Source organism: Agrobacterium sp. (genome assembly GCF_059499945.1).
The window spans coordinates 96,382-111,701 of sequence record NZ_JCABZP010000014.1; the positions used below are offsets into that span (position 1 = coordinate 96,382).

Here is a 15,320-nt window from a genome sequence, read left to right on the forward strand (position 1 = left end):
TTAAGATTTCGGCTGGACGACCGAAGCCGCCCGGCGTTTGTCAGGACTATTCCGTCTGCCTCAGGCAGCCTTTTCCTTCGACAGGCCTACGCGCAGGTCCGTCGCCTGATAAATGGTTTCGCCGTCCGCCTTCAGCCAGCCGTCGGCGGTGCCGAGCACCAGACGGCCGCGCATCACGCGCTTGAAATCAATACCATATTGAAGGAGCTTCGTGTGAGGGCGAACCATGCCCTTGAATTTCACTTCGCCGGTGGAAAGCGCCATGCCGCGGCCTTCTTCGCCCAGCCAGCCAAGGAAGAAACCCGTCAGCTGCCACATGCCGTCAAGGCCGAGGCACCCCGGCATGATCGGGTTGCCCTGGAAGTGGCAGGGGAAATACCAGTCGTCGGGGCTGACATCATATTCGGCACGGATGAAACCCTTGTCGAAGGCGCCGCCGGTTTCGGAAATTTCAGTAATGCGATGGACCATGAGCATGGGGGGCAATGGGAGCTGTGCATTTCCCGGGCCGAACAATTCGCCGCGACCGCAGGACAGGATCTCCTCATAATTGTAACTTGATTGCCTCGTTGCCATACCGCTTTCACTTCCCCAGTTACTGGTGTTGATCGACTTCACTAGAGCAAGTTAGGTTCAAAATGAAGCGCTGCAAGGGCAGAGGCCGCTCGGGCGTCATTCTTTGTCTTCGAACCTTCTTTGCAGAAGTCATTACCTCAATATGCCGTCCGCATACAGGAACCATCCGGCTGGAACCAGAGGAAATTTGCAAGAATGGCCGGTTTGCCGCCATTTGCCGCGCCTGACGGCGCTGAAACTATTGAAAGCGCTCGCTGCAAAAGATATATGCTAATGCAATTGATGAGTTTTACTCCTGTGCTCGGAATGGGATTGCATGGCATTTGACGCCACATTGGATATCGGAACAAGGCTGCGGCGCTCGGGGCTGCGCCCCACGCGACAGCGTGTGGCTTTGGGCGATCTTCTCTTCGCAAAGGGTGATCGCCACCTGACGGTCGAGGAACTGCATGATGAGGCGGTCACCGCCGGCGTGCCCGTTTCTCTCGCCACGGTCTACAATACGCTGCACCAGTTCACCGAAGCCGGTCTCATCCGCGTTCTCGCTGTGGAAGGCGCCCGTACCTATTTCGACACCAACGTTTCGGATCACCACCACTTCTTCGTGGAGGGCGAGAACGAGGTTCTCGATATTCCCGTCAATAACCTCCAGATCGACAATCTGCCGGAAGCACCCGAAGGCATGGAAATCGCCCATGTGGACGTGGTCATCCGCCTTCGCCGCAAGCGTGGCTGAAGCCCTTTGTCCGATAACGGATGTGAAAATGGCGCCCATGGGCGCCATTTCTGTTTTCACCGGTCGTTTTATGTCACTTCATGACATCTTCTGGCCGCCTGCCTGGCTTGGCCTTGTAGGGCGGGAAAGTCCAGCCGAAGATCAGCGCTCCGGACCGGATGCCAAATGCCGTCAGAAAACCCGCCGCTGATGCGGCATAAAGCGGTGCGCCGAAAAAATAGACGACAATGAAGGTGGAGGAGCCCAAAAGCGCGCAGGTGATATAGATCTCCGGCCGCAGGAGCACGGAAGGTTCCCCGGCGAGAATATCGCGCAGTACACCACCGAATGTCGCCGTCAGAATGCCGGTGACGATGGCGACGGTTGCGGAGCCGCTGGCGGCAAGACCCTTGGCTGCTCCCATGACGCAATAGGCGGACAGGCCGAGCGCATCGAGCCAGATCAGCACCCGGTAACGGGATTCGAAAAGATGGGCGGTGAAGAACAGCAGCACCGCGACCGAGACGCAGACGAGAATATAGGTGGGGTTTATCACCCAGAACACCGGCGTCCTGCCCAGTACGAGATCACGCACCGTGCCGCCGCCAATGCCGGTCGCGGCTGCGAAAAACAGGAAGCCGATCAGGTCGAGCTGCTTGCGCGAGGCGGCGAGCGCGCCGGTTGCGGCAAAGACGGCGACGCCGGCATAATCGAGAAAACCTAGAAGCGTCATGAAAAGGTTCCCCCCGGAAACACGGGCTGCGAACACGTCAGTGTCGCGCAAGCACTAAACTCTAGGCTGGCCGCCCGGATGATCGCAACATCCATAACCGAAACGGATGCAAAGGAAAATGCCGTGCGAATCGCTCTCGTTGCCGCGCTTCAGGTGCTGGTTCTCTTGATGTTTCCGGTGACACTCTCGGCGCAGCAGCAGCTGGTGAGTGATCCCGAGATTTATGAAAAGGACCATTTCCGCAACGAGTGCAAGGTGGCGGCGTTCGGCGACGATTTCGTCACGCGGCTGGATATCAACAATGACGGGCTGATGGATGCCGTCGTCAATCATGGCGTTCTCGATTGCGATGGCGAAAAAGGCCGTGCCTGCGACGAAGAGGGATGCCCCTATAATTTCTACGTCCAGGTGAAAGAGGGCGGTTATCTGATGATCGCTACCGCCCGGATTTACGGTTATGATTTCATCAAGCGTTTCGGCAACATGGTTTTCGTGCTGAAGATGCACCCGCGTTATTGCGAGCGGACCGACAAGGAGCCCTGCCTGATGACGGTGCGGGTGCGCGGCACGAAATTCGTCACCATCTCGCGAAAGTGACGGCGACGATTGTCATGGCGTAATCCGCCGTATTTTGACCCTTTGATTGTAGCGCTGCCGAAGCGAGCGCGGAATGATGAAGGTGGCGATGGCGACGGCGAAAACCGTGGCCGCAACCACCCACAGGGCATTGGACTGCAGCGTGGCGCCCAGAATGGCGCCGCAGATCGCGCCGCTGATCATCCCGAGCCAGGGCACGATCTGAATGCCCCAGTCTAGGCTCCGTTCGCCCAGAAGAAAACGGCCAATGCCGCGGCCGAAGCGGGAAAGAGCGCCTGTCACATAGGTAAGCCCGATCGGTAGTCCCTCTATATGTTCGACGGCGGCGTTGACCATTCCCATGGCGAAAACGACGAGATAAAATTGCGCGAGAGCGGAAGCCTCGCCGCCGAGCAGCGCGGCAATGACCACCAGCGATCCCACCGCCATCAGGACGGCAAAGATGCGCCGGTCGAACTTATGCGCCACCACGATGCCGCCGGCATTGCCCGCCACGAAGGCGATGATCGCGAAAAGCAGTTTTGCGGCATGGGAATAGAGGCCCGCCTCCATCGAGACTGCGGCGCGGGTGGTGTTGCCGGTCATGAAGGACACGAAGTCGCCTGAAATATGCAGGCCCACCGCATCCGTCATGCCGGCGATGAAGGAAATGGCGGCAACCAGCGCAATTCCGGTTCCGGTTCGCCTTGCCCTGATGATACTGCGACGTCTTTGTCTGGTCATGGTAAGAGCTCGATATGGAAAAACAGCATGCCCGTGCAGAGGGCCGTGTTATCCTATGTCTAGAATGCCGGGCGGTGCGTTTGCAATCGTTCTGGAGGCGCTCGGAAGCTTCTATTTTGTCTAGACAAATATAAAATCCCTGCCTACCATGCCTCAAATAAAGCGAAAAACAACATCGCACAAAAATAAATCAAAAGGGGTTCAGATCATGAAAAAAACGTGGGTTCTCGCCGCCATTGCAGCGCTCGTCTCATCCGCTTCAGCCTATGCCGAGACGTCGGTAACGATCGGCATGTCCGGCTGGACTGGTTTTGCGCCGCTGACGCTTGCCAAGCAGGCCGGCATTTTCGAAAAGAATGGCCTGAAGGTCGATATCAAGAAGATACCGCAGGCCAGCCGGCATCTGGCCCTTGCTTCTGGTGATATCCAGTGTGCCGCCACCACGGTGGAGACATGGATCGCGTGGAATGCCAATGGTGTGAAATCCACGCAGATTTTCCAGATGGACAAGTCTCACGGCGCCGATGGCATTGCGGTGCGCAGCGATGTCTCGAAGATCACGGATCTCAAGGGCAAGACGGTTGCAGCGTCTGCGCCGGGCACGTCCCCTTATTTCTTCCTTGCCTGGATTCTCAAGGAGAATGGTCTGACGCTCAAAGACGTTAAAGTCGTCAACCTTGAGCCGGGACCGGCCGCGCAGGCATTTGTCGCCGGTCAGAACGATGCAGCCATGACCTATGAGCCCTATCTCTCCACAGTGCGCGCCGCGCCCGACAAGGGCAAAATCCTTGCGACGACGCTGGATTACCCCGCCGTCATGGATACGTTCGGCTGCACGCCGGATTTCCTGAAGGCCAATCCGCAGGCGGCGAAAGCCCTGGCGGACAGCTATTTCCAGGCTCTCGACCTCATCAAGTCCGACCCCGAAAAGTCCTATGAGACGATGGGAGCGGATGTGAAGCAGGCGGGCGAGGCCTTTGCCGCATCGGCAAAATTCCTCGAATGGCAGGACAAGGCCGCCAACCAGAAATTTTTCGAGGGTGAATTTAAGACCTTCTCTGAAAAATCGGCCGATCTGCTGCTGGAAATCGGCGTGATAAAGTCGAAACCCGATCTTTCGACACTCGCGGATACCTCCTTCATCAAGTGACAGAAAAAGGCGGCCGCATTCCCTGCGGGGAATATTGCGGCCAAAGATAAGTGAGAGCGTCGATTGTGTGTCACGAAAGGCGCAGGGCGTTCTGATGGCGCGGCGAAAGTGCCGCGCCGGTTTTCCGGACAGGCGACAGATGCAACCTCTTCAACCCATCAGGAACAGCACGAGAATTTTTCTCGGCATCCTGTTTTTCGTGCTGTTTTTCTCCGCCTGGGGCTTTGCCACGCTGGGCGGCTTCGTGTCGCCAACCTTTCTGGCCGACCCCATTACCATGCTGAAGGACGGCATCTATCTTCTGACCGATCAGGGGTTTGCCAGCGATATCGGCATGACGATCTGGCGCGTGGTGGGTGGTTTCGTGCTGGCGTCGCTCATCGCCGTGCCGGTTGGCATCGCCATGGGAGCTTATAAGCCCATCGAGGCGCTGCTTGAACCCTTCGTCTCCTTCGCGCGCTATCTGCCGGCTTCCGCCTTCGTGCCGCTCCTCATTCTCTGGGCCGGTATCGGCGAGATGCAGAAGCTGCTGGTGATTTTCATCGGTGCAGTGTTCCAGATCATCCTGATGGTGGCCGTGGCTGTCGCCGGCACGCGACGGGATCTGGTGGAGGCAGCCTATACGCTGGGCGCGAAGGACCGGGGCGTGGTGCGTCGTGTCCTCATTCCCGCCAATGCGCCCGATATTGCCGAAATCCTCCGCCTCGTCCTTGGCTGGGCCTGGACCTATGTCATCGTGGCGGAACTGATCGGCGCCTCCTCGGGCATCGGTTATATGATCATCAACAGCCAAGCGCTGATGGCGACCGGCCAGATCATCTTCGGCATCATCGTCATCGGCATTATCGGCCTTATTTCGGATTTTGCATTCAAATCGCTGAACCGGAAGCTTTTCGCCTGGAGGCTTGCCTGATGAGCGAACTCGTTATCAAGGGCGTCAGCCGCACCTTTCCCGGCGTTCAGGGCGGGCAGCCGACGCTGGCCTTGCAGCCGACTGATCTGGATATTCCCCGCAATGATTTCGTGACCGTTCTCGGCCCGTCGGGATGCGGGAAATCAACCCTGCTGCGCATCATCGCCGGTCTCGACCGTCCGACGACGGGCGAGGTATTGTTGTCGGGCAAGGCGGTGACGGGCCCGGGGGCGGATCGCGGCATGGTGTTCCAGTCCTACACGCTGTTTCCCTGGCTGACGATCCGCGAAAACGTTGCTTTCGGCCTTCGCGAGCGCGGCGTGGCCGAGAAGGAGAAGTGGGAGGTCGTCGATAGCTATATCGACAAGGTCGGCCTGCGCGGCTTCGAAAACCATTGGCCGAAACAATTGTCCGGCGGCATGCAGCAGAGAACGGCGATTGCCCGCGCTCTGGCGAACGGCCCGAAAATCCTGCTGCTCGATGAGCCTTTCGGCGCTCTCGACAACCAGACGCGCGGGCTGATGCAGGAATTGTTGCTCGGTATCTGGGAGCGGGAGCAGAAGACGGTCATTTTCGTCACCCATGATATCGAGGAGGCGGTCTTCATGGCGTCGCGTGTGGTGACCATGTCCGCAAGGCCGGGCCGTATCAAGTCCATCACTCCGGTCGACCTGCCGCATCCGCGCCACTACACCGTGAAGGCCAGCCCGGAATTTTCTGAGCTGCGCGCCAAGCTTACGGAGGAAATACGCAGCGAGGCGATTGCCGCCGCTGCCCATGGATAGTTGATCCATCAAAAGGGGAGGATGGAAGCATCGGAATGAGGAGCACAGGCGCCGATCTTCAGGAGAAATCGCTACACGAGCGCATCCGCAATGATGTCGAGCGCCACATCATGTCGGGCGAATGGCCGCCGGGATACCGTATTCCCTTCGAACACGAGATGACCCGGCAATATGCCTGTTCGCGCATGACGGTGAACAAGGCTCTCAGCGAATTGGTGCAGCGTGGCCTGATTGAAAGACGCCGTCGTCTCGGCACTTTCGTTCGCCAGCCCCATGCGCAATCGGCTGTGCTGGAAATCCACGATATCGAGCGGGAGGTGCAGGCCCTCGGCCTCGTTTACGGCTACCGTCTCGACAGACGGCGGCTGCGCCCTGCGGGGCAAGAAGATGGCGCGGCCATGGCGCTTGCCACGGATGCCCCGGTTCTGGAACTCACCTGCACGCATTTTGCCGGCGGCGTTCCCTTTTGCCTCGAGGAACGCATCATCAATGTCACCGCCGTTGCGGAGGCGGAGGCAGCGGATTTTTCACAGATCGGGCCGGGTACTTGGCTGCTGAAAATGGTGCCCTGGAGCGCCGCCGAACATCGCATCAGCGCCGTTTCCGCCGACCGTAAAAATGCGGCGGCGCTGGGCATTGTGTCCGGTGCGGCCTGCCTCGTCATCCATCGCCGCACCTGGCATGGTGCGGATTACATCACCAGCGTCCGGGTGACCTATCCCGGAGACCGGCATGCCCTGGTGGCGCAGTTTTCACCTTCGCAAAACGCCTGAGGCCGCCCGGACGGTCAATTTTTTGTAAAGAAGAGTTTACGGGTCGTCTTTTGACAATATAATAGTTGTCAAAAGAACTCAGGTTTATTATCGGAACGTCAAGCTTTCACGACGGCATCCGTTCATGACCCCGGTTTTAAGGAACCGGTCAATCTGCGGATGAGTTCATCGACGGAAATCCGGGATAAAAATTATGTCAGCTGAGACCTCAACTTCCTCCGCATCTTTCAACAGGGCAAATACAACACGGCATCTCTCCCTTGCCATGGCTGTCACCTTGCTGGCCGGCTTAAGCGCCGGCGCGGTTTTCGCTCAGACGGCATCGGAAACCCAGATACAGCCGGCACCGCAAACGCAAGCGGTTCAGCCTGCAACACCGAGTGCTCCGGCCACCGCGCCCGTTCAGCCTTCCGCGACAGCGCCGGAACAGCCGGCCGCTAGCGCACCGTCGCAGCCCTCGTCAACTGAACCCGCACAGGCCCAGCCTGCACCCACACAGCCAGCGACAGATACCGCGCCGCAGCCGACGCAGCCCGTGCAGACGAACCAGACGGCCGCGCCGAATGAAGCCGCGACCCCGATAGAGCCTGTCAGCGCTGTGCCCGCAAGCGCCGAACATCGTGCGGATATCCCGCATAACCTGTCTCCCTGGGGCATGTTCATGGCGGCGGACTGGGTCGTGAAGGGCGTGATGATCGGTCTTGCCTTCGCATCACTGGTCACCTGGACGGTCTGGGTAGCAAAATCAGTTGAGCTTGCGGGTGCGCGGGTGCGCGCCGGCGCGACGCTCAAGGTCATTCGCAGGGCAAAAACCTTGAACGAGGCCACCGAGGCCGTCGAGAAGAAGGGCGGCCCGGCAGCGCTGATGTTGCGTATGGCGACCCATGAAATGCAGCTTTCCGACGCGGTGGTCGAACACACGGATGGCGGCGGCATCAAGGAACGTGTCTCTTCGGCGCTGTCGCGTATCGAAACCCATGCGGGTCGCCGTATGTCGCGCGGAACGGGTGTTCTGGCGACCATCGGTTCCACCGCCCCCTTTGTCGGCCTGTTCGGCACCGTCTGGGGCATCATGAACTCTTTCATCAGCATTTCGGAATCGCAGACCACCAATCTCGCCGTTGTCGCGCCGGGTATTGCCGAGGCGCTGCTCGCTACCGCCATCGGTCTCGTCGCCGCTATTCCGGCCGTTGTAATCTACAACGTCTTCGCCCGCTCCATCACCGGATACCGCCATCTGCTGGCGGATGCCGCAGCCGGCGTGGAACGCCTTGTCAGCCGCGACCTCGATTTCCGCCGCATTCCGCCGGGCAGCGCCAGCAAGCCCGCCGTGTCGCTGGTTGGACGGTGATCGGTCATGGCTGGCGGCATTCGCGAAAATAGCGGAGACGATCTCTCCGAAAACCACGAGATCAACGTCACGCCCTTCATCGACGTGATGCTTGTTCTGCTCATCATCTTCATGGTGGCCGCACCGCTCGCCACCGTTGATGTGAATGTCGATCTGCCGGCATCCACCGCCAAACCGGCGGAGCGCCCGGAAGAGCCGCTCTATCTGACTTTCAAGGACGATCTGTCGCTCAATCTCGGCAATGATGCGGTTGCCCGCGAAGCATTGGCGGCAGCTATCGACCGGCAGACGGGTGGCAAGAAGGATACGCGCATCTTCCTGCGCGCCGATAAAGCGGTTGATTATGGTCACTTCATGGAAATCATGAACCTGCTGAGAGATGCCGGCTATCTGAAGATCGCCCTTGTAGGGCTGGAAAACGCGGCTGCCGCATCGCAGCCCGCTGCCGCTGGCCAACCAGCAGCGCCGGCGGGGCAGGGAACCGCGCCATGAGTGAAAACGGCTATCCGCAGGCCCGGCATTCCCGTCTCGGGGAAGTGACGCTGTGGTCCGCCGCGGCGGTGCTCATGCTGAGCGTTCATGCCGGGTTTGCCTATTATCTGATGCAGGAGCCGGAGGAGCTGGATGCTGGCGGGCCGCCGCCTGCCGCGATCATGATCGAAATGGCGGCGATACCGGAAGCCGTCAACACCGAAGAAACGACGCAGGCGCAGGATGTCGAAGACGCCGAAGAGGTAAAGAGCGACAGCAGCGAACCGGTGGAGGAAGCAGCCCCCGAAGAGCCGCCGCCACCGGAGCCGGTGGCGGAAACGCCGCCGCCAGAGCCCGTGCAGCCACCGGAACCGCCGGTCGAGGAGATCGTCGAACCGCAGGAAATTCCCGAGCCGGTGGAGCCGATCGATCCCGTCCAGGAGCAGATGATGGCGGAACTCGAAAATGTCGAGGTTCCCTTGCCCGTCATACGGCCTCCGCCGCCACCTGTCGAAAAGAAGGTGGAAAAGAAAGAGCCGGAAGAGAAAAAGAAGGTCGAGCGCCAGCGTCCCAAACCGCAACAGGCATCGGAACTGCGTGAAACGGCGAAAGCAGAAGCCCAGCAGTCCGACCGGACGGCGGCATCGCGCAGCAATGCCGGCTTTTTCTCGTCCTCGTCCGCCTCGCCGGCGAAATGGGGATCGAAGGTCCGTTCGCATATTCAACGGCGCAAGCCCCGGTCGCTGCGCAGTGATGCTATGACTGCGACGGTTCGCTTCAGGGTCAATGATGCTGGCGCCATCAGCGGGGTCAGCGTTGTGCAGTCCACAGGCGATTCCTCGATCGACCAGCAGATTACGGCATGGATTCAGAGCGCCTCACCCGTGCCTGCTCCGCCTCCGGACGCAAACAAAACGATCACATTGCCGATCAGCATCCGCTAGGCCGCCCGCTTAAGTCACCCCTTGGGTATGTTCACTATTCCTCGCGCGCGGCCCGGTTTGGGCGTGAATAACATTTCGCGAATGTTTTTGATGGTGTAGGTCTTGTCGACTTCACAAGCAGAGGCATTCCGGAATGAAATTCTCAATCGCAGAGGCGGAGGATCTCGTATCCTCTATCTTTGAGCGCAACGGCGTTCTGCCGCAAAACGCCCGTTCGGTGGCGAAGGCACTTGTCGCCTCCGAGGCGGCTGGCCAGAGCGGACACGGTTTTCGTCGCATCCCCGTCTATGTCCGCCAGGCGCGGGTTGGAAAGGTTGATGGCAAGGCGCGTCCGGTGGCGACGCGCGTGAAGCCGGGTGTGCTCTCCATCGACGCCAATCACGGTTATGCCTATCCGGCGATCGATTGCGCCCTTGGGGAGTTGCCTGAAATGGCCCGGCAGCAGGGCATCGCGCTCGCCGCGATCCACCGCTCCCATCATGCCGGTGTTATGGCGCTGACCGTCGAGCGGCTCGCCGAAATGGGTCTTGTAGCGCTCATGTTCGCCAACGCGCCCGCATCCATGGCGCCCTGGGGCGGCAGTAAACCGCTTTATGGAACCAATCCAATCGCCTTCGCCACCCCCGTCGGCGGCGCCGATCCGCTGGTCATCGATCTCGCGCTCTCAAAGGTCGCGCGCGGGAAGATCATGGCCGCCCGCCAGAAGGGTGAAACGATCCCCGGCGACTGGGCGCTCGACAGAAACGGCCGGCCGACGACCGATCCCGAAGAGGCCATAGAGGGTACTATGGTGCCCGCAGGTGAGGCCAAGGGTGCTGCGCTGGCGTTGATGGTAGAGATCATGGCCGCCGCGATTACCGGCGGGAATTTCGCATTCCAGGCTTCTTCGCTTCTGGACGACAAGGGCGCTCCGCCCTCCCTCGGCCACACGATCATCGCCATTGACCCGGTATCGTCGGGCGGCGCGGCCTTTACCGAGCGGCTGGCGCTTATCGCCGGCGAGATCGAAAAACAGGAAAATGTGCGTCTGCCCGGTCGTCGCAGTCAGGGTATTCGCAAACAGGCGCTGGAAAGCGGCATCGTGATCGAAAGCGATATTCTGGCCGAAATTCAATCGCTCTAAAGTCCCCACAATAATAAAACCCGGCGGGTCGAATAGGACCCGCCGGGCAAACCGTAAATGGCTGCTTTGCATCTGCGTCGATAGGGCGGGACATCATGTCCAGCCCACCTTTGGTCCGCCATCCCGCCATTGATATGGAAGGATTTTGACGCAGAAAGCCGCTCATTCGGTTTTCAGCTTACGGGAGGGGACGTTCGCGTAAGCTTGGACTTGAGCAGGTGGTGACTACGCTTCCTGTTCGATCAGGCCGCGCAGCAGTGCGATGCTGACGGCATTCAGCAGATTGGCCGCGCCCAGCCTTTGGCGCACGCGTTCAAGAGTATCCTTCACGTCTGCTTCGTCCGCACCTGTAATCAAGGCGACGTGGGAGGGATGCTTGCCTCTCGCCACCAGCCCGAGATATTGCCGCTCACGCTCCGAAAGGATGATTTCGCGTGTCTGGCGATGTTCATGCGGCGTATTTGAAGACATTTCTTTCAGCCTCAAAAGAGATTGACCTTCCCGGGGCACGATCAGGCAATGATTCATTCCCCGAAACCAGCTCGCTAACCGCTCTGTCTAGACGCGAACAGAAACGTTAGTTTCGCCAATAGGTTTCATCTGGCATCGGGAATTATGCAGTAAAAGGCCGCGGCGCGGAGCTTCCAAGCTCTGAATGTTTTTGGCCACACCCTAGGGATATGCGGCGCTCTAATAGGCGATGTACTACGCCGATAGAATAACATCTCGCGCCAAGTTTTTCGTTTTATTGTTATGTTTCGGCACATATTGCGATGAGAGGCGACATATTTCTCAAATTAAATGCGTCATTCCGAAATATTGATACCGTAAACATGTATCATCCGATGGAATGATGCGCGTGTTTCTTGCGAATGTCCGTCGGTGTTGCCCCGAACCAGCGGGAAACGGAACGCGAAAACGCACCTGGCGTCGAATAGCCGAGCCTGTAACTGATGTCGGATACCGGAAGATCGCTTTCCACGAGGAGTTTAAAACCGGCGTTTTTGCGAATGGCATCCTTTATCTCGTTGAGATTGGTGCCGAGCTCAGCGAGCCGCCGTTGAAAACTCCGTTCCGACAGGTTGAAATAGGGAGCGATCTCGCTGAGCGAAAGCTCGGCATCCGAGAGCCGCATCTGCATATACCGCTTCACCTGGTCGATGAAATGGGTCGCATCCGCCGATGTCTCCGGTCGCAACATGCGGCATTGCAGATTCATCAGTTCGAACAGCCGCTCATCCGTATTCGGATTGACCACATCGAGAAGCGATACCGGAAGACGCATGGTATGGATCGGCTGGGAAAAACTGACGCGTCTGGTCATTTTTTCTTTAAATAGCTGAATATTATTCGGTTTCGGCCGCTCCAGACCGATCTCGATCTGGTTGATACGATCTCCGAGAATATCACGGAGGCGCTGTACCAGGACGGCGAGCGACAAATCCACATATTGATCGCGTTTGGCAATCACCGGTGCGAAGGACCATGACAGGGTTACTTGCGTGGCATCCGTTACCATGGTGAAATTGCTGTTGTTGGTGGCGTAATAGACATGGTCCTGAAGAAAGCGCAGGAAGGCCCGTACCGTCGGCGCGCTGATCAGGCCATATCCGAACGCGCCGGATGCACCCGCTGGAAAGGCGGAGGCGCATTGCAGGCCAAAGGCGTCGTCACCGGAAATCAGTGCGCAGGTTTCGAGCAGACGGGAAAATCTATCGAGGCTGATGCGTTCCGTCAGGCTGCTGAATGTGGCGGGATCAATATCAAGAGCCTTGCAGATGGGAGTGATATCGATGCCCCGTGACCGGGCATAATTGCTGACGCCGGCAGCCAGACCGGCCACCACACTTATCTCGTCACTGACCCTTTTTTCAGGCATCCCTCGCCTTGGCGTACCATGTTTGGAAATTGTCGCCTGATGGTAAGCCCTGAGACAGCGTTTGTCGAGCAGCCCGGCTGCGGGATTCTAAGTACGGCTGGAGCCGACACTCTGCTGCAATAGCCGCAGGATGGTTTTGCCGGCGTCTTCGATTGCGCCGCTATTATCGACGGTCGTCACGTCGAAGTCGCCGACGACCGTCAGGGAACTGCGTTCCAGCCGTCGGAGAATATCTTCCCGGCTTTCCCGTCCGCGCTGCTCCAGCCGCCTTGCCAGCACGTCCGGCTGTGCGACGATGTTCACGACCTTGAGACGGGAAAAGGCGGTGCCGAAATGGGGCAGGGCGGAACGTGACCCGTTGGCGATGACCACGTCTCCCGCGTCGAGATGATGATAGACGGCAGCTGGAATGCCGTATTTCAGCCCATGTGCCTCCCAGGAAACCGCGAAGGCGCCTGCATCTTTCAGGCGGTTGAATTCGTGCATCGAAACGGCATCGTGATTTTCACCGCCCGCGTCGCCGCTGCGGGTAATGACGCGACGCGTGAAGTGGAAACCCGGCCGGCCGGAAAGCTGGGTCGCCGCATAATCCATCAGCGTGTCCTTGCCGGCCCCGCTCGGGCCGACAACCACGATCATCGTACCGGGCGATTGTTCGCGCCGGCTATCATGCCCATCGTCGGTCATGCCACGCGCTTGCCCTGACGCCAGACGGAACGGGCGACCGGCACGCCATCCTCGCGGTGAACCCGGACCAGATCGGCCCGCAATCCCGTCGCAATACGACCGCGATCAAGTAGGCCAACAGTCCGGGCGGGCGTGGCGGTGACCATGCGCAGCGCTTCCGGCAGGGTGATGGCTTCCACCTGGTCGGCAAGCAGGAACGGTGCGAAGAGCAGGCTGAACGGCACGTAGTCGGAAGAAAGAACATCCAGCACGCCGATCTCGGCGAGATCGCGGGCGGCGATATTGCCGGAATGGGACTTGCCGCGAACGATGTTCGGCGCACCCATCAGTACGCTCATGCCGGCGCTGTGTGAGGCTTTTGCGGCTTCGACGCTGGTCGGGAATTCCGCCAGCTTCACGCCGTGGCCGATCGCTTCGCCTACATGTGCTTCGGTGGCGTCGTCATGGCTCGCAACGGTGATGCCGCGTTCGGCGCAGCGGGCGGCCAGATAATCGCGGTGCTTGGTGGAATATTCCGCTGACGCGGCCTGCCGGCGCCGCACGAATTCGGCGAAAGCCTCGTCGCTCAATCCGCGCTTCTTCTGATAATAGAAGATATACTGATCCATGGACTGGAACTGGCGCTGACCCGGGGAGTGGTCCATCAACGAAATCAGCCGTACGCGCGGATCCGTTTCGAAGTCTTCGAAATGGTCCAGTACGTCGGCGGACGCCACTTCGCAGCGCAGATGCAGCAGGTGGTCTGCGCGCAGGCGGTTCTGATCGGCTGCCGCCTCGATGGCGTCAGCCATCTCCCGCATTTCGCCCTTCTCGAAGCCGCCATCCTCATCCGAACCAAGCCGCAGGCAGTCGAACACGGTGGTGATGCCGGAGGCGGCCACCTGCGCGTCATGCGCCTGAATGGCGGCAATCTTGTCCCAGATCACGCCGGGACGCGGCGAATAATGCTGTTCCAGATGGTCGGTATGCAGTTCCACCAGACCGGGGATCAGAAAGTCACCTTCAAGGTCTTCGCCGGTTTTGGAAGCGCCCTCGCTGATATCGGCAATCTTGCCGTCACGGATCAGGACGGATCCCAGAATAATATCGTCTTCCAGAACGATACGGGCATTGGAAAGGGCGTGCTCGGTCATGGGTTCGCATCTTTCTTTGGTGGCTGGCCAAGGGGGTGCCAGCTATGAACGGTAAAGGGTGCGCCGCGCGTTTCTTCAATGAACAAAGCGAGGCCGGAAATAGTGAGAGGCTTGTCAACGAATTCGGAAAACCGCGCCGAAAGCACCTCTTGCATGGCGGGCTGTTCGGTTTCATCGATGCGGCCGGTCAGCGTCATGTGAAAACGAAAATCATCCATGACATGCGGATAACCCCAGAGCGACAGATTTTGCCGCTGGCTTTCCGTCAGCATCTGTGGCCGCCGACGGGCAATATCGGTCTCCGAGAGGGGTGCACGAAACCGGTCGAAATGGTCGACGATCTCGGCGGCAAAATCCTGCAGCGGCTGATAGATGCGGTCGGGGACCAGTGCGTAAAAAGGCCCTAGCGCACCGACAACGACGCGCGGAATCTCGAAGACGGACTGGCTGGCTGCGAAATCTTCAAACGCCGAGAGCAGCTCCGCTTCGCTGTATTTTTCGGCAAGTTCGAAAGGAGCCTTCAGCGTCGCGTGGAAACCGTAGCGGCGAGGCTCCTCCGTCATCTCGGCATAGTCGTCGTGGTCGTCATGCAATGTGCCGGAAAATGCATTGCGGCCCAGCCATCGTGACGCTGCCTCGGTCAACGGATGATCTTTAGCCGGAGAAAAATAGATGGCGTAGCGCACGGCAAGCACTCTTCAGTGTCATGGGAAACCAGGGATGAGAAGCTATTTGGCGTGACTCGCCCGCTTCCCGCAAGGTCAGGA

18 protein-coding genes are annotated in these 15,320 nt (G+C 59.2%); 10 read left to right on the plus strand and 8 right to left on the minus strand.

The annotated features are described in order from the left end of the window. Positions 1-60 precede the first annotated feature (60 nt). Entirely contained in the window at positions 61-576 is a 516-nt protein-coding gene (gene fabA / locus AC5I5B_RS12155; protein ID WP_003507274.1) for a 3-hydroxyacyl-[acyl-carrier-protein] dehydratase FabA, read from the minus strand. A gap of 316 nt (positions 577-892) precedes the next feature. On the opposite strand from fabA, the gene irrA reads away from it, so the two are divergent. Then, positions 893-1,312, plus strand: coding sequence for an iron response transcriptional regulator IrrA (gene irrA, locus AC5I5B_RS12160; protein ID WP_003507276.1), 420 nt, complete (start codon positions 893-895; stop codon positions 1,310-1,312). A 73-nt stretch (positions 1,313-1,385) separates the two neighbouring features. Here irrA and AC5I5B_RS12165 read toward each other — a convergent pair whose 3' ends face one another. Continuing rightward, positions 1,386-2,024, minus strand: coding sequence for a trimeric intracellular cation channel family protein (locus AC5I5B_RS12165; RefSeq protein WP_099085756.1), 639 nt, complete (start codon positions 2,022-2,024; stop codon positions 1,386-1,388). A 78-nt stretch (positions 2,025-2,102) separates the two neighbouring features. On the opposite strand from AC5I5B_RS12165, the gene AC5I5B_RS12170 reads away from it, so the two are divergent. Beyond that, positions 2,103-2,621: a hypothetical protein gene (locus AC5I5B_RS12170; RefSeq protein ID WP_107674770.1), complete on the plus strand. Its 519-nt coding sequence runs from the start codon at positions 2,103-2,105 to the stop codon at positions 2,619-2,621. A 12-nt stretch (positions 2,622-2,633) separates the two neighbouring features. Here the strand turns inward: AC5I5B_RS12170 and AC5I5B_RS12175 are convergent, their stop codons facing one another. Continuing rightward, entirely contained in the window at positions 2,634-3,344 is a 711-nt protein-coding gene (locus AC5I5B_RS12175; RefSeq protein WP_111833786.1) for a YoaK family protein, read from the minus strand. Positions 3,345-3,552: 208 nt separating this feature from the next. On the opposite strand from AC5I5B_RS12175, the gene AC5I5B_RS12180 reads away from it, so the two are divergent. From AC5I5B_RS12180 to AC5I5B_RS12215, 8 genes are all read left to right on the plus strand, one after another. Then, the gene (locus tag AC5I5B_RS12180) at positions 3,553-4,494 is read left to right on the plus strand and encodes an ABC transporter substrate-binding protein (protein WP_111833785.1); all 942 of its coding nucleotides are present in this window, start codon (positions 3,553-3,555) and stop codon (positions 4,492-4,494) included. A 139-nt stretch (positions 4,495-4,633) separates the two neighbouring features. After that, on the plus strand, positions 4,634-5,407 hold the full coding sequence (locus tag AC5I5B_RS12185) for an ABC transporter permease (protein WP_111833784.1): 774 nt from the start codon (positions 4,634-4,636) through the stop codon (positions 5,405-5,407). Beyond that, complete coding sequence (locus AC5I5B_RS12190) at positions 5,407-6,192, plus strand: ABC transporter ATP-binding protein (RefSeq protein ID WP_087743178.1); 786 nt, start codon at positions 5,407-5,409, stop codon at positions 6,190-6,192. The genes AC5I5B_RS12185 and AC5I5B_RS12190 overlap by 1 nt, the downstream gene beginning before the upstream one ends. 35 nt (positions 6,193-6,227) lie before the next feature. After that, the gene (hutC, locus tag AC5I5B_RS12195) at positions 6,228-6,965 is read left to right on the plus strand and encodes a histidine utilization transcriptional repressor HutC (RefSeq protein ID WP_111833783.1); all 738 of its coding nucleotides are present in this window, start codon (positions 6,228-6,230) and stop codon (positions 6,963-6,965) included. Between the two features lie 193 nt (positions 6,966-7,158). Next, a complete protein-coding gene (gene exbB / locus AC5I5B_RS12200) occupies positions 7,159-8,316 on the plus strand; it encodes a tonB-system energizer ExbB (protein WP_162695470.1) in 1,158 nt (385 codons plus the stop codon). Between the two features lie 6 nt (positions 8,317-8,322). Further along, a complete protein-coding gene (gene exbD, locus AC5I5B_RS12205; protein WP_495752733.1) occupies positions 8,323-8,808 on the plus strand; it encodes a TonB system transport protein ExbD in 486 nt (161 codons plus the stop codon). Beyond that, positions 8,805-9,731: a TonB family protein gene (locus AC5I5B_RS12210; RefSeq protein ID WP_003507301.1), complete on the plus strand. Its 927-nt coding sequence runs from the start codon at positions 8,805-8,807 to the stop codon at positions 9,729-9,731. The genes exbD and AC5I5B_RS12210 overlap by 4 nt, the downstream gene beginning before the upstream one ends. A 133-nt stretch (positions 9,732-9,864) precedes the next feature. Continuing rightward, a complete protein-coding gene (locus tag AC5I5B_RS12215; RefSeq protein WP_087743183.1) occupies positions 9,865-10,854 on the plus strand; it encodes an Ldh family oxidoreductase in 990 nt (329 codons plus the stop codon). A 225-nt stretch (positions 10,855-11,079) separates the two neighbouring features. Here AC5I5B_RS12215 and AC5I5B_RS12220 read toward each other — a convergent pair whose 3' ends face one another. From AC5I5B_RS12220 to AC5I5B_RS12240, 5 genes are all read right to left on the minus strand, one after another. Next, on the minus strand, positions 11,080-11,325 hold the full coding sequence (locus AC5I5B_RS12220; protein WP_003507304.1) for a helix-turn-helix domain-containing protein: 246 nt from the start codon (positions 11,323-11,325) through the stop codon (positions 11,080-11,082). A 367-nt stretch (positions 11,326-11,692) separates the two neighbouring features. Further along, positions 11,693-12,733 carry an AraC family transcriptional regulator gene (locus AC5I5B_RS12225; protein ID WP_111833782.1) on the minus strand — a complete coding sequence of 347 codons (1,041 nt, stop codon included), beginning with the start codon at positions 12,731-12,733 and terminating at the stop codon, positions 11,693-11,695. A gap of 87 nt (positions 12,734-12,820) precedes the next feature. Next, positions 12,821-13,420 carry a phosphonate metabolism protein/1,5-bisphosphokinase (PRPP-forming) PhnN gene (gene phnN / locus AC5I5B_RS12230; RefSeq protein WP_003507307.1) on the minus strand — a complete coding sequence of 200 codons (600 nt, stop codon included), beginning with the start codon at positions 13,418-13,420 and terminating at the stop codon, positions 12,821-12,823. After that, positions 13,417-14,553 (minus strand): alpha-D-ribose 1-methylphosphonate 5-triphosphate diphosphatase, encoded by a 1,137-nt coding sequence (locus AC5I5B_RS12235; RefSeq protein ID WP_003507308.1) that lies wholly within the window; start codon positions 14,551-14,553, stop codon positions 13,417-13,419. The genes phnN and AC5I5B_RS12235 overlap by 4 nt, the downstream gene beginning before the upstream one ends. Continuing rightward, positions 14,550-15,248, minus strand: a complete 699-nt coding sequence (locus AC5I5B_RS12240; protein ID WP_162266765.1) for a DUF1045 domain-containing protein — start codon at positions 15,246-15,248, stop codon at positions 14,550-14,552. Before AC5I5B_RS12240 ends, AC5I5B_RS12235 begins: the two co-directional genes overlap by 4 nt. Between the last annotated feature and the right edge of the window lie 72 nt (positions 15,249-15,320).

Bases quoted from the DNA above. Each gene is read 5' to 3' on its own strand.
- phnN (WP_003507307.1), bottom strand. From the start codon at position 13,420: ATGACCGACGATGGGCATGATAGCCGGCGCGAACAATCGCCCGGTACG.
- AC5I5B_RS12165 (WP_099085756.1), bottom strand. From the start codon at position 2,024: ATGACGCTTCTAGGTTTTCTCGATTATGCCGGCGTCGCCGTCTTTGCC.
- exbD (WP_495752733.1), top strand. From the start codon at position 8,323: ATGGCTGGCGGCATTCGCGAAAATAGCGGAGACGATCTCTCCGAAAAC.
- AC5I5B_RS12225 (WP_111833782.1), bottom strand. From the start codon at position 12,733: ATGCCTGAAAAAAGGGTCAGTGACGAGATAAGTGTGGTGGCCGGTCTG.
- exbB (WP_162695470.1), top strand. From the start codon at position 7,159: ATGTCAGCTGAGACCTCAACTTCCTCCGCATCTTTCAACAGGGCAAAT.
- hutC (WP_111833783.1), top strand. From the start codon at position 6,228: ATGAGGAGCACAGGCGCCGATCTTCAGGAGAAATCGCTACACGAGCGC.
- AC5I5B_RS12190 (WP_087743178.1), top strand. From the start codon at position 5,407: ATGAGCGAACTCGTTATCAAGGGCGTCAGCCGCACCTTTCCCGGCGTT.
- AC5I5B_RS12210 (WP_003507301.1), top strand. From the start codon at position 8,805: ATGAGTGAAAACGGCTATCCGCAGGCCCGGCATTCCCGTCTCGGGGAA.
- AC5I5B_RS12215 (WP_087743183.1), top strand. From the start codon at position 9,865: ATGAAATTCTCAATCGCAGAGGCGGAGGATCTCGTATCCTCTATCTTT.
- fabA (WP_003507274.1), bottom strand. From the start codon at position 576: ATGGCAACGAGGCAATCAAGTTACAATTATGAGGAGATCCTGTCCTGC.
- AC5I5B_RS12185 (WP_111833784.1), top strand. From the start codon at position 4,634: ATGCAACCTCTTCAACCCATCAGGAACAGCACGAGAATTTTTCTCGGC.
- AC5I5B_RS12175 (WP_111833786.1), bottom strand. From the start codon at position 3,344: ATGACCAGACAAAGACGTCGCAGTATCATCAGGGCAAGGCGAACCGGA.
- AC5I5B_RS12180 (WP_111833785.1), top strand. From the start codon at position 3,553: ATGAAAAAAACGTGGGTTCTCGCCGCCATTGCAGCGCTCGTCTCATCC.
- AC5I5B_RS12220 (WP_003507304.1), bottom strand. From the start codon at position 11,325: ATGTCTTCAAATACGCCGCATGAACATCGCCAGACACGCGAAATCATC.
- AC5I5B_RS12235 (WP_003507308.1), bottom strand. From the start codon at position 14,553: ATGACCGAGCACGCCCTTTCCAATGCCCGTATCGTTCTGGAAGACGAT.
- AC5I5B_RS12170 (WP_107674770.1), top strand. From the start codon at position 2,103: ATGATCGCAACATCCATAACCGAAACGGATGCAAAGGAAAATGCCGTG.
- irrA (WP_003507276.1), top strand. From the start codon at position 893: ATGGCATTTGACGCCACATTGGATATCGGAACAAGGCTGCGGCGCTCG.